This is a genomic window from Actinotalea ferrariae, from assembly GCF_019733465.1.
Classification (GTDB): domain Bacteria; phylum Actinomycetota; class Actinomycetes; order Actinomycetales; family Cellulomonadaceae; genus Actinotalea; species Actinotalea ferrariae_A.
In genome coordinates this window covers 18,190-37,195 of the sequence record NZ_JACVQL010000052.1, presented here as the reverse complement: position 1 = coordinate 37,195, position 19,006 = coordinate 18,190, and the positions used below count along the sequence as shown (strand labels likewise).

19 protein-coding genes and 1 pseudogene are annotated in these 19,006 nt (G+C 73.7%); 8 read left to right on the top strand and 12 right to left on the bottom strand.

Features of this window, described 5'->3' with window-relative positions; genetic code table 11:
• A pseudogene (locus ICW40_RS04935) lies at positions 1 to 287 on the top strand (transcriptional regulator); the annotation flags it as partial.
• A gap of 27 nt (positions 288 to 314) precedes the next feature.
• Here ICW40_RS04935 and ICW40_RS04930 read toward each other — a convergent pair.
• The 8 genes from ICW40_RS04930 to ICW40_RS04895 all read right to left on the bottom strand — a co-directional run bounded on the left by ICW40_RS04930 (position 315) and on the right by ICW40_RS04895 (position 7,932).
• Entirely contained in the window at positions 315 to 1,190 is an 876-nt protein-coding gene (locus tag ICW40_RS04930) for an L-ribulose-5-phosphate 3-epimerase (RefSeq protein ID WP_221652719.1), read from the bottom strand.
• The gene (locus ICW40_RS04925) at positions 1,187 to 1,849 is read right to left on the bottom strand and encodes an L-ribulose-5-phosphate 4-epimerase (RefSeq protein WP_221652718.1); all 663 of its coding nucleotides are present in this window, start codon (positions 1,847 to 1,849) and stop codon (positions 1,187 to 1,189) included. The genes ICW40_RS04930 and ICW40_RS04925 overlap by 4 nt, the downstream gene beginning before the upstream one ends.
• A gap of 10 nt (positions 1,850 to 1,859) precedes the next feature.
• Complete coding sequence (locus tag ICW40_RS21435; RefSeq protein WP_221652717.1) at positions 1,860 to 2,855, bottom strand: transketolase family protein; 996 nt, start codon at positions 2,853 to 2,855, stop codon at positions 1,860 to 1,862.
• The gene (locus ICW40_RS04915; RefSeq protein WP_221652716.1) at positions 2,852 to 3,793 is read right to left on the bottom strand and encodes a transketolase; all 942 of its coding nucleotides are present in this window, start codon (positions 3,791 to 3,793) and stop codon (positions 2,852 to 2,854) included. Before ICW40_RS04915 ends, ICW40_RS21435 begins: the two co-directional genes overlap by 4 nt.
• Before the next feature lie 89 nt (positions 3,794 to 3,882).
• A complete protein-coding gene (locus ICW40_RS04910) occupies positions 3,883 to 4,842 on the bottom strand; it encodes a sugar kinase (RefSeq protein ID WP_221652715.1) in 960 nt (319 codons plus the stop codon).
• On the bottom strand, positions 4,839 to 5,492 hold the full coding sequence (locus ICW40_RS04905) for an orotidine 5'-phosphate decarboxylase / HUMPS family protein (RefSeq protein ID WP_221652714.1): 654 nt from the start codon (positions 5,490 to 5,492) through the stop codon (positions 4,839 to 4,841). Before ICW40_RS04905 ends, ICW40_RS04910 begins: the two co-directional genes overlap by 4 nt.
• 5 nt (positions 5,493 to 5,497) lie before the next feature.
• A complete protein-coding gene (locus ICW40_RS04900; RefSeq protein ID WP_221652713.1) occupies positions 5,498 to 6,433 on the bottom strand; it encodes a phosphotriesterase family protein in 936 nt (311 codons plus the stop codon).
• Positions 6,434 to 6,516: 83 nt separating this feature from the next.
• On the bottom strand, positions 6,517 to 7,932 hold the full coding sequence (locus ICW40_RS04895; RefSeq protein WP_221652712.1) for an MFS transporter: 1,416 nt from the start codon (positions 7,930 to 7,932) through the stop codon (positions 6,517 to 6,519).
• Positions 7,933 to 8,100: 168 nt separating this feature from the next.
• Between ICW40_RS04895 and ICW40_RS04890 the strand changes: the two genes are divergently transcribed.
• The gene (locus ICW40_RS04890) at positions 8,101 to 9,138 is read left to right on the top strand and encodes a sugar-binding transcriptional regulator (protein ID WP_221652711.1); all 1,038 of its coding nucleotides are present in this window, start codon (positions 8,101 to 8,103) and stop codon (positions 9,136 to 9,138) included.
• Between the two features lie 21 nt (positions 9,139 to 9,159).
• On the opposite strand, the gene ICW40_RS04885 is transcribed toward ICW40_RS04890, so the two are convergent.
• Positions 9,160 to 9,582 carry an arsenate reductase ArsC gene (locus ICW40_RS04885; RefSeq protein ID WP_221652710.1) on the bottom strand — a complete coding sequence of 141 codons (423 nt, stop codon included), beginning with the start codon at positions 9,580 to 9,582 and terminating at the stop codon, positions 9,160 to 9,162.
• Positions 9,583 to 9,611: 29 nt separating this feature from the next.
• Positions 9,612 to 10,028, bottom strand: a complete 417-nt coding sequence (locus tag ICW40_RS04880; RefSeq protein WP_221652709.1) for an ArsR/SmtB family transcription factor — start codon at positions 10,026 to 10,028, stop codon at positions 9,612 to 9,614.
• Between the two features lie 58 nt (positions 10,029 to 10,086).
• On the opposite strand from ICW40_RS04880, the gene ICW40_RS04875 reads away from it, so the two are divergent.
• Together ICW40_RS04875 and ICW40_RS04870 are read left to right on the top strand one after the other, a co-directional pair.
• Positions 10,087 to 11,460, top strand: coding sequence for an NAD(P)-binding domain-containing protein (locus tag ICW40_RS04875; RefSeq protein ID WP_221652708.1), 1,374 nt, complete (start codon positions 10,087 to 10,089; stop codon positions 11,458 to 11,460).
• Positions 11,457 to 11,957 (top strand): arsinothricin resistance N-acetyltransferase ArsN1 family A, encoded by a 501-nt coding sequence (locus tag ICW40_RS04870; protein WP_221652707.1) that lies wholly within the window; start codon positions 11,457 to 11,459, stop codon positions 11,955 to 11,957. Before ICW40_RS04875 ends, ICW40_RS04870 begins: the two co-directional genes overlap by 4 nt.
• A gap of 202 nt (positions 11,958 to 12,159) precedes the next feature.
• Here the strand turns inward: ICW40_RS04870 and ICW40_RS04865 are convergent, their stop codons facing one another.
• Positions 12,160 to 13,206: an NAD(P)-dependent alcohol dehydrogenase gene (locus ICW40_RS04865; protein ID WP_221652706.1), complete on the bottom strand. Its 1,047-nt coding sequence runs from the start codon at positions 13,204 to 13,206 to the stop codon at positions 12,160 to 12,162.
• Positions 13,207 to 13,263: 57 nt separating this feature from the next.
• Between ICW40_RS04865 and ICW40_RS04860 the strand changes: the two genes are divergently transcribed.
• From ICW40_RS04860 to ICW40_RS04850, 3 genes are all read left to right on the top strand, one after another.
• On the top strand, positions 13,264 to 14,493 hold the full coding sequence (locus ICW40_RS04860) for a saccharopine dehydrogenase family protein (protein WP_221652705.1): 1,230 nt from the start codon (positions 13,264 to 13,266) through the stop codon (positions 14,491 to 14,493).
• Between the two features lie 84 nt (positions 14,494 to 14,577).
• Positions 14,578 to 15,609: an aldo/keto reductase gene (locus ICW40_RS04855; RefSeq protein WP_221652704.1), complete on the top strand. Its 1,032-nt coding sequence runs from the start codon at positions 14,578 to 14,580 to the stop codon at positions 15,607 to 15,609.
• Positions 15,610 to 15,694: 85 nt separating this feature from the next.
• Entirely contained in the window at positions 15,695 to 17,314 is a 1,620-nt protein-coding gene (locus tag ICW40_RS04850) for a helix-turn-helix transcriptional regulator (protein ID WP_221652703.1), read from the top strand.
• Between the two features lie 102 nt (positions 17,315 to 17,416).
• On the opposite strand, the gene ICW40_RS04845 is transcribed toward ICW40_RS04850, so the two are convergent.
• Positions 17,417 to 17,554: a hypothetical protein gene (locus tag ICW40_RS04845; protein ID WP_221652702.1), complete on the bottom strand. Its 138-nt coding sequence runs from the start codon at positions 17,552 to 17,554 to the stop codon at positions 17,417 to 17,419.
• A 308-nt stretch (positions 17,555 to 17,862) separates the two neighbouring features.
• Between ICW40_RS04845 and ICW40_RS04840 the strand changes: the two genes are divergently transcribed.
• Positions 17,863 to 18,990 carry a class I SAM-dependent methyltransferase gene (locus ICW40_RS04840; protein WP_260458796.1) on the top strand — a complete coding sequence of 376 codons (1,128 nt, stop codon included), beginning with the start codon at positions 17,863 to 17,865 and terminating at the stop codon, positions 18,988 to 18,990.
• Positions 18,991 to 19,006 lie beyond the last annotated feature (16 nt).

Below are 19,006 nucleotides of genomic sequence, written 5' to 3'. Positions count from 1 at the left end.
GCCGGTGGCGGGGCGGGGGCACGGACGGCGGCTGGCCGTGCCGCGGCGAGGTGGTGGTGCACGCGCCGGCCGCCGACGTCGCCCCGTTCGCCTACGACGGCGTCGTGGAGGAGGTCGCGCCCGACCGGTGCCGCGTCGTGCTGGGCGCGTGGTCCTGGGTCGGGCTCGCGTCGGCGCTCGCGCGGTTCGACGCCGACGTCGACGTCGTCGGACCGCCCGAGCTCGCCGCCGCGTTCGGCCGGCTCTCGGAGCGCTTCGCCCGAGCGGCCGCCGCTCCGGGCCGCTGACCTCGGCGGCGGACCGCTCGGGAAGACCTACCCCGCCTGGCAGCTGCAGTCGTGACCGTGGTCGGCGGCGGCGAGCGCCTCGTCGGCCGCGGCCTGCAGCCACCGCCGTGCGTCGGCCGCCAGCGCCGGGTCGCCGTCGTCGTTCCACATCTCGACCGAGAGCGGACGCGTGTAGCCGACCGCGTCGAGCAGCGCGAGGACGTCCCCGAACGGCACCGTCCCCTCACCGAACGGCACCCGCCGGAAGAGCCCCGGCCGGGCGTCCTTGAGCTGGACGGCGTGCGTGTGCGGCAGGGCCGCCGCGAGCTGGCCGACGACGTCCAGCCCGTTCCCCGCCAGGTTGCCGACGTCGACGTAGAGCCGGACCCCGGGAACCTCCCGCACGACGGCGAGCGCCTCCTCGACGCTGCGCACGTCGGTGCCGTCCATGTTCTCGAGCGCGAGGACGACGCCGCGCTCGGCCGCGTGCGCTGCGGCCGTGGCCAGGCCGTCGAGGAACCAGCCGCGCGACGACGGGCCGGTGGGCTCGTAGTACGTGAAGTAGCCGGCCACCTGGACGCAGCCCGCGCCGACGTCGGCCGCGAGATCGATGCTCTGCCGTGCGAGGCGTGCGGCCTCGGACCGGACCGCGCGGTCCGCGCTCCCCCACGGCGAGCGCCGGTGCGCGCTGAGCACGACCGTCCCGATCGGCACCCCTGCCGCCGTGACCCGGCGTCGGACGGCGCCCCGCTCGCTCGTGCTCCAGCCGAGCCTGGTCATCCGCTCCGGGGTCTCGTCGACGGCGAGCTCGAGGAAGTCGTACCCGGCCTCCGCCGCCGCCACGGCCAGCTCGCCGGGCGTCCCGGGGAGGAGCGCCTTCTCGTAGACGCCGACGAGGTTGGCGACCCCGTGCCGGCGGATCACGAGCCCGCTCCCACCGGCTGCTGCCCGTAGCCGTAGAGGTACCACTCCCGGGACGCGCGGACGACGTCGGGGGCCATGGGCTCGACGTACCCGCGCAGCATCGCGAGGTGCGCGGCCTCGGCGCACTCCTCGGTGTAGAGCGCGGCGCGCAGCGCACGCTGGGCGTCCGTGCCGATGGTGAAGACGCCGTGCGAGCGCAGGAGCACCGAGGTGCCGTCGCCCACGTGCGCGACGATCTCGCGGCCCACCTCCTCCTCGCCGATGACGGCGTACCCCGAGATGGGGATCGGCCCGCCGAAGAGCGACGCGTGCGTCGTCGTGAGCACGGGGATCGGCTCGCCGCGGATCGCGAACGTGGTCGCGTACGGCGAGTGCGTGTGCACCACGCCGTGGACGTCGGGCCGCGCGCGGTACACGTAGACGTGCGACGCCGTGTCGACCGAGGGCTTGTACGGCCCCTCGACGACGTTCCCCTGGAGGTCGACGACGCTCATGTCCTCGGGACGCAGCGCGTCGAACGCGACCCCCGAGGGCTTGATGACGACGAGCCCGCTGTGCCCGTCGCGCTGGCTGACGTTCCCCGACGTGCCGACCACGAGGCCGTGCGCGAGCAGGTCCCGGTTGGCCTGGCAGACCTCGGCCTTGAGCTGTTCCAGCATTCCGACCCCCTCAGAGCGCTTCGAGCTGCTCGGCGCCGACGTCGATGGTGACGTCGTGCGACCCGAGGTCGTCCGGGACGGGGATGTGGCGGCCGAGCTCGGCGCCGATGCGCTCGACGATCCGCGGCGCCGTCAGGCCGAACTTGTCCATGAGGTAGGGCGCCGAGGCACCCTGCGCGAACGTGTCCGGGATGCCGATGCGCACGAGGCGCGTGCCGGCACCGATCTCGGCCATCCGCTCGGCCACCTCGGACCCGAGCCCGCCGATGACGGAGTGGTTCTCCACGGTCACGACGAGCGACCCGGCGGCCCGGATCGCGTCGGCGATCGCGGGGTCGTCGAAGGGCTTGTGCGTCGTGACGTGCCGGTGGGTGACGCTGATGCCCGCCGCCTCGAGCACGTGCCGCGCGCGGATGGCCTCCTCGGTCGTGATGCCCGCCGAGAACAGCGTGACGTCCTCGCCGTCGGCGAGGTGACGCACGCGGTCGAGCTCCATCGGGGTGTCGAAGAGCCGCGGCAGGGCGCCGCGCAGCATCCGGATGTAGACCGGCCCGTCGACCGCGTGCGCGACGTCGAGCACGGACTCCACGTCCGCCGCGTCGCCGACCTCGAGCACAGTCATGTTCGGCAGGCCCCGCATGAGCGAGATGTCCTCGATGGCCTGGTGGGACACGCCGCCCGGCGTCATGATGCCCGGCAGGAAGCCGACGAGCTTGACGGGCAGGTTCGGGTAGGCGACGGACATCGCGAGCTGGTCGTACGGCCGTCGCACGAGGAACACCGAGAAGGTGTGCAGGTAGGGCACGAAGCCCTCGCGCGCCATGCCGCCCGCCCAGCTGAGCATGTTCTGCTCGGCCATGCCGAGGCTGAAGAAGCGCTCGGGGTACGCGGCCTTGAAGGCGGCGATCTCGGTCGAGCCGGTGAGGTCGCCCGACAGCACGACCGCCTCCGGCTTGTCGGCCGCCCAGTCGACGATGTTGCGGGAGTGGACCTGGGTCTCGATCACGCGAGTTCCCCCTTCAGCTCGGCGAGCGCCTTGTCGAAGGCCTCGCGGTCGGCGTCGCTCTTGGCTCGGACGTAGTGCAGGTGCGGCTTGCGGGCGTTCAGGTAGGGCACGCCGCGGGCGGTGTCGGTGTAGGCGAGGACCACGAGCGGCCGGCCGTCGGTGACCTTGCTCTCGACGGCAGCGGCGATGGCCTCGACGTCGTGCCCGTCGAGCACGCGGACGTCCCAGCCGAAAGCCGCGAACCGCGCGTCGATCGGCTCGACGTTCATCACGTCCTTGGTGAGCCCGTCGACCTGCTGCCCGTTGACGTCGACGAAGAGCATGAGGCTGTCGAGCCCGTAGAAGGCGGCTGCCTGGACGCCCTCCCAGGTCTGCCCCTCCTCGAGCTCGCCGTCGGAGACGAACACCGCCGTGCGCCCCGTCTCGCCGCGCAGCCGCCGGGCGAACGCGATGCCGGCGGACTGGCTGAGCGCCTGGCCGAACGAGCCCGTCGTGAGCTCGAAGCCGGGCGAGTGCTCGGCGCCGATCATCTCGAGCGTGCTGCCGTCGGTGTTGAAGCTCTCGAGGGCACCCGGGGCGAGCCGCCCGACCGACTCGAGCGCCGCGTAGATCGCGACGGCGTAGTGGGCGGGCGAGATGAGGAAGCGGTCGCCGTCGGGCGTCCGCTCGCCGTGGAACCGGCCGCCCGACGGCGACGGGTCCGCGCTGCCGGGGACGCCCGAGAAGGGTGCCGAGCCGAGCGGCTCGGCGAGGGGCTGCAGCCGGAGGACCCGCGTGTACAGCGCGGCCAGCAGGTCCGCGGACGAGAGCGCCTGGCTGAGGTAGCAGCCGTCCTTGAGGATGGTCAGCTCGAGCACGCGTGCTCGGATGCGACGGGCGACGTCGTTCGCCTCGCCGACCCAGTCGGTCCGGGTCCTCGCGATGTCTGTCGTGGTCATCAGGTCTCCTTGGTGAGGGATCGCAGGTGCGTGGGCGCGCCGGCCCTGCGCGTCGGCGACGTGCGCCGGCGCGGTGCGGTCGTGGTGGTTCAGCGGCGCAGGCGGGAGGCGGAGTCCAGCAGCGTCGCCGCGAGCTCCTCGCGCGTGGTGACGACCTGCTCGCCGACCTGGGCGAGCGCGAGGGCGGCCATGACGACGCCGTGCTCGGCGGCCTCGTCGACGTCGCCGTCGAGCCAGGCGTGCAGGAAGCCGGCGGCGAAGCCGTCGCCCGCACCGAGGCGGTCGACGATGTCCACCGGCCGGGCCGAGGCCTTGACCCGCGCGCCGTCGATCGAGGCGAGCACCCCGAGGTCGCCGCACGTGAGGGCCACGTGCCGGGCCCGCGTCATGGCGCAGACCTGGTCGAGCGCCTGCTCGGGCTCGGGACCGAGGTCGTAGAGCTGCGCGAGGTCGTCGGCGCGGACGAAGAGGATCTCGGCGCGCTCGACGAACGGGCGCAGGACCTCGGCCGCGACGTCGGCCGGCCAGAGGTTCGCGCGGTAGTTGACGTCGAACGAGACCGGCACGCCCGCTGCCTCGGCCCGGTCGAGCACCTCGGTGAGGATCTCGAGCACGTTCGGCGACAGCGCTGCCGTGATGCCGGTGAGGTGGATGACGCGGGTGTCGAGCAGGAGGTCCCAGTCGACGTCGGCCGTGGTCATCTGCGTGAACGCCGTGTCGGCGCGGTCGAAGTACACGTGCGTCGGGCGCGGCGCGGCGCCGTACTCGACGTAGTAGGTGCCCAGCCGCCCGGTGTCCGTGCGGACGACCCCGGCGAGGTCGACCCCGTGCGAGCGCAGCTCGAACTCGACGCGGCGCGCCATCGGGGTCTTCGGCAGGGCACTCACCCAGCCGGCGCGCCAGCCCAGCGATGCGAGGCCCGAGAGCACGTTCGCCTCGGTGCCCGCGACGTTCACGTCCAGCGTCGGGGTGCGCTCGAGCCGGGTGCCGCTCGGCACGGAGAGCCGGAGCCCTCCCTCGCCGATCGCGGTGATGTCGTACCTGGTCATGCCACCCTCACCTCTCTCGCTCGTGCGAGCTCGGCCCGGAACGCGGACGCCGCGGCGCGCGGGTCCGCCGCCCCCACGATGGCGGAGCCGATCGCCACCGTGTCGAAGGGGAGCCGGGTCTCCGCCAGGTCACCGGCGTCGATGCCGCCGGCGAGCGTGACCTGCGCCGGCCCGAGATCGATCGACGCCAGCTGCTCCAGCGTCCGGGCGATCTCGTCGTCGTCCCGCAGCAAGCCGTTGCCGGACCGGTGCGCGATGACGTGCCGGACGCCGGCGTCGACCCACCGCCCGACGTCGTCGAGCGTCCAGCCCGCACCCAGCTCGACCTCGACCTCGCCGCCGGCGCTCCGGGCCGCGGACAGCGCGCCCTCGACGACGTGCATCCCGGCCTCGCCGACGACGGTGACGCGGTCGGCGCCGGCGTCGAAGGCGAGGGCCGCGAACTTCGCCCCCGCACGGGCGATCCGGATGTCCGCCACGAGCGGGTGGTCGGGGAACGCGGCGCGCAGGACGCGCACCGCCCCGAGCCCTTCGTGGAGGACCAGGACCGTACCGGCCTCGATGACGTCGACCACGTCGCGCGTCGCGTGCGCCGCGGCCACGGCGGTCTGCGTGTCGCGCGTGTCGAGCGCGAGCTGGATGGCGGGCATGGTCGTCACGCCACCGGTGCGGCGAACGCGAACGACCGGGCGGGGTTCTCGTACATGAACTTGTGGACCTGCTCCTCGCTGAAGCCCTCCTCGAGGAGGCGCGGGATGAAGCGCTCCTTGATCCACTGCCAGCCCGGCCCGAACCCGTAGACCGTGTGGTGGGAGCGGCGGCCCATGTCGTTGCAGATCATGAGCTGGTCGCCGAAGCCGTCGGCGACGAGCTGGCGGAGCAGGTCGATGCGGATGCTGTCCGGGTAGTACTTCGCCTTGCCAGGGCCGTCGTAGATGATCGACGCGCCGGTCTCGAGCATCTTGCGGTGGTACCAGAGGTCCGGGTTGCGGTCGACGTGCGCGATCGTCATGCGCGTGAGGTCGAAGCCTTCCGAGGCCGCGATCTCGAGCTGCTCGATGCCCATCGTGCCGCCGGTGGTGTGCGTGCTGATCGGCGCACCGGTCGCGTTGGCGGCGTGCACGGCGGCGCGGATCACCATGTCCTCGCCCGGTGTGACGTGCATGTAGGCGGTGCCGACCTTGATCCAGCCGGCCTTGGCGTCGGTGCCGTCCATGCCGACCGTGAGGTCCTCGACCATCTCGCGCGCGATGTCCTCGACGCCGCGCTCGGTGATGTTCGGCTCCATGCCGTGCTCCTGGCAGATGTAGCCGGTGCACGCGATGACGTGGACGCCCGTCTCCATCGCCGCCTTGTACATGCCGGCCGCGTTGCGGCCCCACGTCTTCGGCGTGGCCTCGATGATCGTGCCGCCACCGATCTCGCGGTACTCGGTGAGCATCTGGACGGCCTTGTCGTAGCTGTTGAGGAGGTGGTCCTCCTCGTTCTTGCTCCCGTGACCCTGCGGGTTCGTGAGGATGTGCTCGTGGGGCATCGTGTAGCCCATCTCGGCCGTGTCGATGTCGCCGAGGACCGTGCGGACCGTTGCCATGGGAGTTCCTTCCATCGGTGGTGCTGTGCGGTGGTCTGGGGTGGGGCGCTGCGCCGCCCGGGAGGTGCTCGCGTCCGGCGTGCTCATGCCGGGACCGGCTCGCGGGCAGGGGTGCTGTTCCCCGCGTCGAGCTGCTCGAACGTCTTGCCCTTGGTCTCGGGCGCCCGGCTGTAGACGAGGGCGCCGACCACGAGGAGGCCGGCCATGATGAGGAAGGCCGGCTTGACCGCGTCCTGCGTCGCCTGGGGCGTGATGAGGTTGCTGCTGCCGGACACGAGTGCGAGGAGCGCCGGGCCGAAGACCTTGCCCAGGGCGCCGAGGCCGTAGGCGAGCCCGAGGCCGGTGGCCCGGACGTTCGAGGGGAACATCTCGGCCGAGTAGGTGTTGATCACGCCGAACGAGCCGTCGCCGAAGAGGAACGCGCCGACGACACCGAGGTAGAAGAGCGAGACGCCGGCGACGAGGACGTCGCCCGCGAGCGCCGACGTCGTCACGAAGGCCGCGCCGACCAGGCCGCAGACCATCATGATCGCGCGGCGGCCGACGCGGTCGGCGAGGCGCGAGCTGATGAGGCGACCGACGAGCGAGGCTGCGCTGACGAGCACGAACATCTGGGCGGCCTGGGCGGGCGTGATCTCGAGCAGCTGCGTGAGCAGCGTCGGGCCCCAGGCCTGGACGCTCGCCGAGGCGGTGATGAAGCAGAACGAGCCGACGGTCGCGATGACGAGCACCCGGCGGTGCTTGGCCCAGACCTCGCGGTACCCGGTGCGCGGCACGTCGAGGGCGTCGCGGGTGGGGAGCACGACGTCGGCCGGGTCCATCTCGCGGTACCAGGCGACGTTGACGCGTGCCTCCTCGTCGCGGCCCTGCTGGATGAGCCAGCGCGGCGACTCGCGCACGATCATGCGGATCGGGAAGACGAGCAGCACCGGGATCAGGCCCAGGAGCAGCAGGCCGCGCCAGCCGATGTCGTCGCCCCACGCGGCCGACGCCTGCGCGCCGAGGAACAGGCCGACGGGGATGAACACCACGGTGAGGCCGGCGAGGCGGGCCCGGTGCTTGGTGGGGACGAACTCGGAGATGAGCGGGATGTCCACGACGGGCAGGCCGCCGACGCCGAAGCCGACGACGACACGCAGGAAGGCGAAGAGGAGCCAGGCGCCGTCCGGCACCGCGGCGCACAGCCCCGTCGCGACCGAGAACACGACGACGGTCCAGAGGAACGCGGGGCGGCGGCCGATGCGGTCGGCGACCCGGCCCCAGAACAGCGCGCCGAGCGTCGTGCCCAGGCCGCCCGCGAGGAGGATCACCGCGCTCTCGCCGAAGGTCAGACCCCACGGACCGGCGACGATCGAGAGGATGAAGCCGACGATGAAGAAGTCGAAGAACTCGACCGTGTTGCTGACGACGGCCGCGCCGACGAGCATGCGCTGACGGCGGGTCAGCGGGGTCTGCTCGATCGCGGGGATCGTGGCGGTCGTGCCGGGCTCGTGGTGCACCTTTGCTCCTCGATGTGTGGTGTTGCACGCCTGGACAAGTGGCTCGGGCCGCACGCTGCGCCGCGTGCTGCCACCGGTCCGGACGTTAGGCAGCGCCTCCTCCGCGCGACGAACCTGCCGTGAGCCGATGCTCACCCCGGCGGGGCGGGGTCGGCCTACCCTTGTGCGATGACCAGCGACGACGCCGGTTCGACGAGTGCCAGGTCGAGCATCCGCTCACGGCTCAGGTCCTGGGACCAGGACCCAGAACGGGAGCGCTCGATGCTCCTGCTGGACATCGCCCGCCGGTACCACGAGTTCGGCATGAGCCAGGCCGCCATCGCCCAGGCCACCGGCTACTCACGACCGACAGTAGGCCGGTTGCTGGCGGAGGCGAAGGTGCAGGGCATCGTGCGGATCCAGATCACGCACCCGCTCGAGCGCGTCATCGAGCTCGAGACGACGATCCGCAACCGCTTCGGCGTCGGGCACGTGCGGGTCGCGCCGACGTCGCCGCAGCGCGACGGCATCGACGAGGTCGCCCAGGCGTGCGCCGGCCTGCTCGAGATCGTGGTCGAACCGGGCGCCCGGCTCGGCATCTCCAACGGGCGCATCCACACGGCGCTGCTCGACCACGTGCACCCGAGGCGCGACTTCGACGTCGGGGTCGTGCAGCTCGTCGGTGGGCTCGAGGGACCCACGCGCCTGCTCGACACGGCCGAGCTCTGCAGACGCCTCGCGCGTCTGTACGGCGGCACCGCCGAGGTGCTGACTGCGCCGTTGCTCGCGCCGTCCGAGCGCGCGGCCGACGACCTGCGGCGCTCGCCCGCGGTGGCGCGGACCCTCGCGCACGGCGCCGAGGTGGACGTCGCGATCATCGGCATCGGCGCGGGCTTCCGGTACCCGGCCAGCGTCTTCGGCGGCCTCGTCACGTCCGAGACCGTGCGGACGCTGCACCGCCTCGGCGCCGTCGGCCACATCCTGGGGCGGTTCGTCGACGCCTCGGGCCGGACGGTCCCGACGACGCTCGACCGGCGGGTCATCGGCCTCGAGCTCTCCGCTCTGCACCGCATCCCCATGGTCGTGGCCGTCGCGGCGGGGGCGCAGAAGGCCGAGGCGATCGCGGCGGCCCTGCGCAACGGCTACGTCGACGCGCTGGTCGTCGACATCACGGCGGCCCAGGCGCTCGCCCACCTCCCGGAGCGCCCCCGGCCGGTCGACGCCTGAGCGACTCCCCCCGGCGAGGACCTAGGGGGTCGCCGGGACGCCGAGCTGCTCCAGCAGCTCGGTGATCCGACCGCGGATCTCGTCGCGGATCACGCGGACGGGGTCGAGGCCCTGGCCGGCGGGGTCGTCGAGCGACCAGTCCTCGTAGCGCTTGCCCGGGAAGATCGGGCAGACGTCGCCGCAGCCCATGGTGATGACGACGTCGGACGCCTGGACCGCGTCGGTGGTGAGGACCTTGGGCTGCTGGTCGCGGATGTCGACGCCCACCTCGAGCATGGCCTCGACCGCGGTCGGGTTGATCTGGTCCGCGGGCATCGAGCCGGCGGAGCGCACCTCCACGGCGCCCCCGGACAGGTGGGCGAGGAAGCCCGCGGCCATCTGCGAGCGCCCGGCGTTGTGCACGCAGACGAAGAGGACGGACGGACGGGCGGCGTTCTCGGTCATGCAGGTGGCTCCTCGGGGTGGTGGGTGGTTCAGCGTCGGGGGGCAAGGACGTCGCGCAGCGCCTCGAGCGCGGCGGGGACCGCGGCGTACCAGACGTTGGTCCCCCGCTTCTCGCTCGTGACCAGCCCCGCCTCGCGCAGGACCTTGAGGTGGTGGCTGACCGTCGGCTGGCTCTTGCCGACCGGCTCGACGAGGTCGCAGACGCAGATCGCACCGTCTGCGGCGGTGGCGAGCAGGCTGAGCAGCCGCAGCCGGACAGGGTCCGAGAGCGCCGCGAACCGCCGCGCGAGGTCGACCGCCTCGGCCTCACCGAGGGCCGTGTCCTGCAGCGGTGCCGGGCAGCACGCGTCGACCTGCGCGGGCGACGTCGGGACGACCGTGGGGCTCGAGGTGGCGACGGCCACGATGCCCTCCTTGTATTGACAGCAGTCGATGGACGGGTCCATGGTGACACACGCATCGACGCACGTCGATGAACTCGAGGTGAACGAGAAGGAGCGCACGATGAGGACCGCCTCAGGAGACCACACGGACCTGCCGGTCGTCGTGATCGGCGCCGGACCGATCGGTCTGGCGGCCGCCGCGCACCTCCAGGCCAGAGGTCTGCCGTTCCTGGTCCTCGAGGCCGGCGAGCAGGTCGGGTCGGCGGTCAGCGAGTGGGGCCACATCCGCACGTTCACGCCGTGGGAGTTCATCGTCGACCCGACCGCGGAGACCCTGCTGTCGCCCACAGGCTGGGCACGCCCGGAGGGTCCGATCCCGCCGACGGGTGCCGAGCTCGTCGAGCACTACCTGCGCCCGCTCGCCGGGCTGCTCTCCGAGCGCCTGCGCCTCGGCCACCGGGTGCTCGCCGTGACCCGCGCCGGTATGGACAAGACCCACACCATCGGGCGCGCCGAGCGCCCGTTCCTCGTGCGGGTGCAGAGCGCCGCCGGCGTCGACGACGTCGCGGCCCGCGCGGTGATCGACGCGTCCGGCACCTGGTCCGGGCGCAACCCGCTCGGCGGGTCCGGCCTACCGGCACGCGGCGAGCGGGAGGCCGGCACGTTCCTCGTGGGTCCGCTGCCGGACGTGCTCGGCCGCGACCGGGCGAGGTTCGCCGGTCGCCGCACCCTGGTGGTCGGGGCGGGACACTCCGCGGCCAACACCCTGCTGAACCTGGCTCGGCTCGCTGCCGAGGAGCCCGGCACCGAGGTCGTGTGGGCGATCCGCGGCGCCTCGCCGGCGAAGGTCTACGGCGGTGCGGAGGTCGACCAGCTCCCCGCCCGGGGCGCGCTGGGCAGCGACCTGCGCTCGCTCATCCGGTCCGGTGCCGTCCGGCTGATCACCGGCTTCTCGGTCACCGCACTCGAGCCAGGCACCGACGCTGTCACCGTGGTCGGTACCACCGGCGAGGGCGAGCTACGCGTCGAGGGCGTCCACAGCATCGCCGCCGCCACCGGGTTCCGACCGGACCTGAGCATCCTCTCCGAGGTGCAGCTCGACCTGGACCCCGCCCTGGAGGCGCCCGCCCGGCTCGCGCCGCTGATCGACCCCCAGGTCCACTCGTGCGGGACCGTCCCGCCGCACGGGCACCGCCACCTCGCGCAGCCCGACCCCGGCCTGTTCGTCGTCGGGATGAAGTCCTACGGCCGCGCACCGACGTTCCTCATCACGACCGGCAACGAGCAGGTGCGCTCGGTCGTCGCGGCCCTCGCGGGTGACACGGCCGCGGCCGACGACGTCCGGCTGGTCCTCCCCGAGACGGGCGTCTGCTCCGTCGACGCCCAGGGCAGGGACACGGCCGCGTCCGGCGGGTGCTGCGGCACCACGACGGAACCTGTCCCGGCCGTCGCCGGACGAGGCACGCTCCTCCTCACCGACGTCACGGGGCGGTGAGCTCCCCGGTCGCGGTGCGCGACGCGACGGCGGCCGACGCCCCCGCCGTGACGGCCATCTACAACGCCGGCATCGACTCGCGTCAGGCGACCTTCGAGACGCAGCACCGCACCGCGGACGACATGCGGGACCGCATCGCCGCGACCGCCGAGCGCCACGCCTTCCTCGTCGCCGAGGTCGACGGCGCGGTCGTCGGCTGGGCCGCCACGTTCCCGTACTCCGCGCGCCCCGCCTACGACGGCGTCGCGGAGTACTCCGTGTACGTCGACCCGTCCGCCCAGGGTTGCGGCATCGGCCGTGCCCTGCTCGCGACGCTGCTGGACCGTGCCCGCGCCTCGGGTCTGCACAAGGTCACCAGCCGCGTGTTCCCGGAGAACACCGCGAGCCTCGCCCTCGCCGAACGGCTCGGCTTCCGCGTCGTCGGCACCCACGTCCGGCACGCCAGGCTCGACGGAGCCTGGCGCGACGTCGTCACCGTGGAGGCGCTGCTCGGCTGACTCAACTCCGCGTCGCGGCGGGCACGTCTCTCAGCGCCGACGCGGAGGCGGCGGCGGGGGACGCACGCCCTGGGCGCCGCACCGCGTGCACTCGTAGGCGTACCCGCCGCCCTCGTCGTCGCGCGGCACCTTCCTCGGACGGTGCCCGAAGACCCGGCACCGGAGCCTCGTCAGCACGCGCGCACCTCCCCGGGAGCGGCCGTCAGGCCAGCGTGGACGTGTCGATGACGAACCGGTAGCGCACGTCGGACGCGATGACCCGCTCCCACGCCTCGTTGACCTGGTCCGCCGGGATCACCTCGATCTCGGCGCCGAGGCCGTGCTCGGCGCAGAAGTCGAGCATCTCCTGCGTCTCCGCGATCGAGCCGATCGTCGAGCCGGCGAAGCTGCGCCGGAACGGGATGAGCGAGAACGCCTTCACCGGCAGCGGCTGGGGCGGCGCGCCCACGTTGACCATGGTGCCGTCGACGGCGAGCAGCGACAGGTAGGCGTTCACGTCGATCTCCGCGCTGACCGTGTTGATGATGAGGTCGAAGCGGTTCGCGAGCTCGGTGAACGTCTCGGGGTCGCTCGTCGCGTAGTAGGCGTCGGCGCCCAGGCGCAGGCCGTCCTCCTGCTTCTTGAGCGACTGCGAGAGCACCGTGACCTCGGCGCCCATCGCGTGGGCGAGCTTGACGCCCATGTGCCCGAGCCCGCCCATGCCGACGACGGCGACCTTCGTGCCGGGACCGGCGCCCCAGTGACGCAGCGGCGAGTACGTGGTGATGCCCGCGCACAGGAGCGGTGCGGCGACGTCCAGGTCGAGGCCGTCGGGGATCCGCACGACGAAGCCCTCGGTCACCACGACCTGCTGCGAGTAGCCGCCGTGCGTGACGGAGCCGTCACGGTCGGTGCCGGCGTACGTCGGGATGTTGCCCTCGAGGCAGTACTGCTCGCGGCCCGCGACGCACTGCTCGCACTCGCGGCACGAGTCGACCATGCAGCCGACGCCCACGCGGTCGCCGACGGCGACCTTCGTCACCTCGGAGCCGACCTCGGCGACGGTCCCGGCGATCTCGTGGCCGACGACGAGCGGGTAGGGCACGGGTCCCCACTCGGCCCGCGCGGTGTGGATGTCGGAGTGGCACACGCCGGCGAACGCGATCTCGATCCGCACGTCGTGCGGCCCGACGTCCCGGCGCTCGATGGTGGTGCGCGTCAGCGGCTGGTCGGGGGCGGTCGCGGCGTACGCGTTCACGGTGGTGGGCATGGTGCCCAAGGGTAGGCGGCGGTTGCGGGGCGCGCGCCTCGCGGCGAGCATCGCCCGATGAGCCTCGGCACGCTGGACCACGACGTCGTCGTCTTCGGCGCGAGCGGCTTCGTCGGGCGGCTCGTCGCCGAGCACCTCGCCCGGCACGCACCCGAGGGCACCCGGATCGCGCTCGCGGGGCGGTCGCGCGACAAGGTCGAGCAGGTGCGCGACGAGCTGCCCGGCCGCGCGCGGGACTGGCCCGTCCTGGTCGCGGACGTCTCGGACCCGACCTCGCTCGCCGCGATGGCGGGCTCGGCGCGCGTCGTCGTGAGCACGGTCGGGCCCTACCTGCGTCACGGCCTGCCGGTCGTGGAGGCGTGCGCACGCGCCGGCACCCACTACGCCGACCTGACCGGCGAGGTGCCGTTCGTCCGGCAGGCGATCGACCGGTACGACGACGTCGCGCGCGCGTCCGGGGCGCGGCTCGTGCACGGCTGCGGCTACGACTCGGTCCCGTCCGACCTCGCCGTCCTCACGCTGCACCGACGCGTCGCGGCCGACGGCGCCGGACCGCTCGGCCACGTCCTGACCGTCGCCCGGGCGCGGGGTGGCGTGAGCGGCGGGACCGTCGCCTCGATGCGCGGCATCGTCGAGCTCGCCGCGAGCGACGGCTCGGTCCGGCGGCTGCTCGCCGACCCGTTCGCGCTGAGTCCGGACCGCGCGGCGGAGCCGGAGGCGCCGCAGCCGCCCGACTCCACCGGTCCCCGGCGGCTGAGCGACGGCCGCTGGGTGGCGCCTTTCCCGATGGCGTCCGTGAACTCGCGCATCGTCCGCCGGTCCAACGCGCTGCAGGGCTGGGCCTACGGCCGCGACCTGCGCTACGGCGAGGTCGCCGGCACCGGCCGCGGAGCCCGCGGTGCCGCGCGCGCGTACGGCCTGACCGCGGGGCTCGCGGTCGGTGCGGCCGCGTTCGCCCTCCCGCCGACGCGTGACCTGCTCGACCGGGTCCTGCCCGAGCCCGGCACCGGCCCGGACGAGGAGACCCGTCGGACCGGGTGGTTCCGGATGGACGTCCGCGCGACCGCGACGTCGGGCCGCCAGTACCGCGCGGTCGCCTCCGGTCCGGGCGACCCGGGCTACGCCGCCACCGCCGTGATGCTCGGCGAGGCGTCGCTCGCGCTCGCCCTCGACGAGGACCGGCTGCCCGGGCGCGCCGGGTCGCTCACACCCGCCGCCGGCATCGGCGACGTGCTGGTCGATCGTCTCCGCGCGGCGGGCCACACCTACGAGGCGACGCCACGCTGACCTGACCCGTGCAGGGTCAGCGCGCGGCCCGACGCACGACGACGCACCATGGCCGAGCAGCCGTCACGATCCGCAGGAGGAACCATGCAGTACCGCACGCTGGGGTGCAGCGGGACCGTCGTCTCCACGCACACGCTCGGCACCATGACGTTCGGCGCCGAGGCGGACGAGGAGACGTCGGGCCGGATCATGACGGCGTTCGTCGAGGCCGGCGGCACGTTCCTCGACACCGCGGACGTCTACAGCCGTGGCGTCTCGGAGGAGATCATCGGCCGCTGGCTGGCGGCGCACCCGACCGACGCCGGCCAGCTCGTCATCGCGACCAAGGGCCGGTTCGCGATGGGCGACGGCCTCAACGACCTCGGGCTCTCCCGGCGCCACCTGCGGGACGCCCTCGACGCGTCGCTCCGGCGCCTCGGCGTCGACCACGTCGACCTCTACCAGATGCACGCCTGGGACGCGCACACCCCGGTCGAGGAGACGCTGCGCTTCCTCGACGACGCCGTCACCGCCGGCAAGATCTCGTACTACGGCTTCTCGAACTACCTCGGCTGGCAGCTCACCAAGGCGGTCCACGTCGCGCGGGCGCACGGCTGGGCAGCGCCCGTGACGCTCCAGCCGCAGTACAACCTCCTGGTCCGCGACATCGAGCACGAGGTCGTGCCGGCGGCGCTCGACGCCGGCGTCGGGCTGCTGCCGTGGTCCCCGCTCGCGGGCGGCTGGTTGACCGGCAAGTACCAGCGCGACGTCGACCCCACGGGCGCCACCCGGCTGGGCGAGAACCCGGCGCGGGGCATGGAGGCGTGGGCCGCGCGCAACGCCGACGAGCGCACGTGGCAGGTGGTCGACGCCGTCCGCGAGGTGGCCGACGGCCGCGGGGCGACGATGTCCCAGGTCGCGCTCGCGTGGCTCGCGGCGCAGCCCGCCGTCACCTCGGTGATCCTCGGCGCCCGGACCGTCGAGCAGCTCGCGGACAACCTGGGCGCCGCCGACCTCGTGCTGACCCCCGAGGAGGTCGCGCGGCTCAGCGAGGCCAGCACGCCGCGCGTCGACGACTACCCCTACGGCGTCGCCGGCGCCCGGCAGCGCGCGCGATCGATCACCCCGCCCGACTGACAGCCGCACCGCCGCCGTCGGCGCGGTCACAGGCCCGCCGGGGCTCCCGCGCGGGGCGTCACGAGGTCTAGCGTCTGTGGACACCATGGACCACACCGACGTGCTCACCGCCGCGCGTGCCGCGTACGGCGAGGGTGACTGGGGCACCGCCTACCGCTCGCTGTCGCAGGCGCGGTCGGCCGGGGAGCTGGGAGCGGCCGACCTCGCGCTCCTCGGCGGCGCGGCGTGGTGGGTCGGGGAGGTCCAGGAGTCGCTCGAGGTCACCGAGCTCGCGTTCCAGGTCCTCGAGGACGACGGCGACGCCGAGGGCGCCGCGATGCGGGCGCTCGACCTCGCGCTCCTGTGGTTCACGCGCGGCGACGTCGCGGTGACGTCGGGCTGGCTCCACCGCGCCCGTCGCCTGCTGACCGACCGGGCGGAGGGGACGGCGCACGGGTACCTCGCGTACCTGGACGGGTCCCTGGCGCTCGCCCGGTGGGACCTGCCCGCGCTGGACCGCGCCGCCGACGACGTCGCCCGCATCGCGCAGGGCACGCGCGCGCCGGCCCTGCGGTCGCTCCACCTCGTGCTCGCGGGCCTCGCCGACCTGCGGCGCGGGCGGACCTCGGCGGGGTTCGGGCGGCTGGACGAGGCGATGCTCCCCGTGCTGGCCGGCGGCATGCCGCCCGAGTGGGCCGGCGAGGTGTACTGCACCGTCATCCACGCGTGCCACGAGCTCGGCGACCTCGAGCGCATGCGGGCGTGGACCCGCGCGACCGAGCAGTGGTGCGAGCGGTTCCGCGGCGAGGTCGTCTTCTCGGGGATCTGCCGGGTGCACCGCCTCCAGCTGAGGTGCACCGAGGGTGGGTGGGCCGACGCCGAGGAGGGCATCGAACGCAGCGGCCTCGAGCTCGAAGGCCGCAACAACTGGGTGGCGGGCGAGGCCTTCTACGAGCTCGGGGAGATCCGGCGGCGGCGCGGCGACCACGACGGTGCGCTCGCCGCGTTCGCCCGGGCGCGGACGCTCGGCGTCGAGCCGCAGCCGGGCGAGTCGCTGCTGCGTCATGCCCTCGGCGACGGCGAGGCGGCGTGGTCGGGCCTGTCCGGAGCCGTGGCCGGCCGGGACGGTCTCGCGTGCGCACGGCTCCTGGCGTCAGGGGTGGAGGTGGCGCTCGGGCTCGGCCTGGCCGACGAGGCCGCCCGCTGGTGCGCCCGGCTGGAGGAGACCCGCCAGCAGTACGACACCCCGGGCCTGCGCGCCTGGGCGGCGCACGCCCGCGGCGCGATGCAGGTAGCGCAGTCGCGGTACGCCGACGCCGTCGCGTCCCTCGAGGCCGCGGCGCGCGAGTACCGCGGCCTGCGCTGCCGGTACGAGACGGCGAAGGTCTACGAGCTCCTCGCCCAGGCGCACCTCGGGGCGGGGCGCCACGAGGTCGCCGCCGGCGACCGCGCGACGGCGCTCGCGATCTACCGGGAGCTCGGCGCCCTGCCCGACGTCCGGCGCCTCGACGCGTCCCGGCTTCCCGCCGGGCTCACCGAGCGCGAGGGCGAGGTCCTCTCGTGCGTGGCCACCGGGATGACCAACCGGGCGGTGGCCGAGACGCTCGTGATCAGCGAGAAGACGGTCAGCCGTCACCTCGCCAACATCTTCGCCAAGATCGGCGTGACGTCGCGCACCGCAGCCGCGGCGTGGGCGCACGAGCACGGGCTGCCGCGCCGCGGCTGACGCGTGCCGTGGCCGAGCCACGTGCCGTGCCTGCACCACCTCACCCATCGGGCCCGCGTCCGTCTGCACCGAAATCCCGACGCGGCGCCGGGTCGCGCACCCCTACCGTCGGAGCACCCGGACCGCCGACGACGGAAGGAGCGCGGCCATGTCGTTCGACCCCGCGCTCGCCGCCGGCAGCGTCTCGACCCTGATCTTCGCCGGCAGCACCCTGCCCATGATCGCCAAGGCGCTGCGCACCAAGGACCTCACGTCGTACAGCCTGTCGAGCCTCCTGATGAGCAACCTGGGCAACGCGGTGCACGCGGTCTACGTCCTCAGCCTGCCGGCCGGCCCGATCTGGGCCCTGCACGCGTTCTACGTGGTGACGACGGCGCTCATGCTGGGCATGTACCTGCGCCACCGCCCCCGCCGCGAGGGCATGCGCCGTACGCCCCATGCGCGCTCGCGCAGGACGCACGATTCGCCCGACGCGGGGCGCGCACCCGCGTTCCTACGGTCGACGGGAGCCGGCCACAGGGGCCCGGCAGAACCGGAGGACCACACCCATGACCGCGATGACGACGAGTCGCCTGCACACCGGGGACGACGTGACCGCACAGGTGGCCGAGGCGCCCGCGCTCGACCAGGCGGCCGCCGAGGCCTTCGCCGGGCGGATGCTCGGCGTGCTCAACGACGCGGCACTCGCCATCCTGACGAGCACCGGTCACCAGACCGGTCTGTTCGAGACCATGGCATCGCTGCCGGCGGCGACCAGCGAGCAGATCGCCGACGCCGCTGACCTCGAGGAGCGCTACGTCCGCGAGTGGCTCGGCGGCATGACGGCCGCCCGGGTCGTCCGGTACGACCCGACGACGGGGACGTACCGGCTCCCGGCCGAGCACGCCGCCGTCCTGACGTCGGCGGCGGGGCCGAACAACATGGCGATCCTCATGCAGCACGTCGCGATGATGGGTGACGTCGAGCACGAGACGGTCGCGCGCTTCCGCGACGGCGGCGGGCTCTCGTACGCGGACTACCCGCACTTCCACCGCAACATGGCGGAGACGAGCGCCGCGGTGCACGACGCCGCGCTGCTCGAGGGGATCCTGCCGCTCGTGCCCGGCCTCGCGGACCTGCTGCGCGAGGGGATCGACGTGGCCGACGTCGGCTGCGGCCGCGGTCACGCCGTCAACCTCATGGCCCGGGCCTTCCCGGCCAGCCGGTTCACGGGACTCGACTTCTCGGCGACCGCGATCGAGGCGGCCCGCCGCGAGGCGCTCGAGATGGGCCTGGACAACGCGACGTTCGAGGTCGTCGACGTCGCGCAGCTCCGCGACGAGGCCCGCTTCGACCTCGTCACGGCGTTCGACGCCGTCCACGACCAGGCCGAGCCGGCCGCGGTGCTCGCCAACGTGCGGCGTGCGCTCCGTCCGGGCGGGACGTTCCTCATGGTCGACATCAAGGCGTCGAGCCGGGTCGAGCAGAACGTCGACCTGCCGTGGGCGACGTACCTGTACGCCATCTCGACGTACCACTGCATGAACGTGTCGCTCGGGCTGGGCGGCGCCGGCCTGGGCACCGTGTGGGGCGTCGAGCTCGCGGCGTCGATGCTCGCGGACGCCGGCTTCGCCGAGGTCGAGCAGAAGCAGGTCGACGCCGACCCGTTCAACGCGTACTTCGTCGCGCGCCGCTGACGGCCGCCGGCCGCAC

Coding starts and splice junctions, on each gene's coding strand:
- ICW40_RS04925 (WP_221652718.1), bottom strand. CDS start 1,849: ATGCTGGAACAGCTCAAGGCCGAGGTCTGCCAGGCCAACCGGGACCTG.
- ICW40_RS04915 (WP_221652716.1), bottom strand. CDS start 3,793: ATGACCACGACAGACATCGCGAGGACCCGGACCGACTGGGTCGGCGAG.
- ICW40_RS04910 (WP_221652715.1), bottom strand. CDS start 4,842: ATGACCAGGTACGACATCACCGCGATCGGCGAGGGAGGGCTCCGGCTC.
- ICW40_RS04905 (WP_221652714.1), bottom strand. CDS start 5,492: ATGCCCGCCATCCAGCTCGCGCTCGACACGCGCGACACGCAGACCGCC.
- ICW40_RS04900 (WP_221652713.1), bottom strand. CDS start 6,433: ATGGCAACGGTCCGCACGGTCCTCGGCGACATCGACACGGCCGAGATG.
- ICW40_RS04890 (WP_221652711.1), top strand. CDS start 8,101: ATGACCAGCGACGACGCCGGTTCGACGAGTGCCAGGTCGAGCATCCGC.
- ICW40_RS04885 (WP_221652710.1), bottom strand. CDS start 9,582: ATGACCGAGAACGCCGCCCGTCCGTCCGTCCTCTTCGTCTGCGTGCAC.
- ICW40_RS04880 (WP_221652709.1), bottom strand. CDS start 10,028: ATGGACCCGTCCATCGACTGCTGTCAATACAAGGAGGGCATCGTGGCC.
- ICW40_RS04875 (WP_221652708.1), top strand. CDS start 10,087: ATGAGGACCGCCTCAGGAGACCACACGGACCTGCCGGTCGTCGTGATC.
- ICW40_RS04865 (WP_221652706.1), bottom strand. CDS start 13,206: ATGCCCACCACCGTGAACGCGTACGCCGCGACCGCCCCCGACCAGCCG.
- ICW40_RS04860 (WP_221652705.1), top strand. CDS start 13,264: ATGAGCCTCGGCACGCTGGACCACGACGTCGTCGTCTTCGGCGCGAGC.
- ICW40_RS04855 (WP_221652704.1), top strand. CDS start 14,578: ATGCAGTACCGCACGCTGGGGTGCAGCGGGACCGTCGTCTCCACGCAC.
- ICW40_RS04850 (WP_221652703.1), top strand. CDS start 15,695: ATGGACCACACCGACGTGCTCACCGCCGCGCGTGCCGCGTACGGCGAG.
- ICW40_RS04840 (WP_260458796.1), top strand. CDS start 17,863: ATGACCGCGATGACGACGAGTCGCCTGCACACCGGGGACGACGTGACC.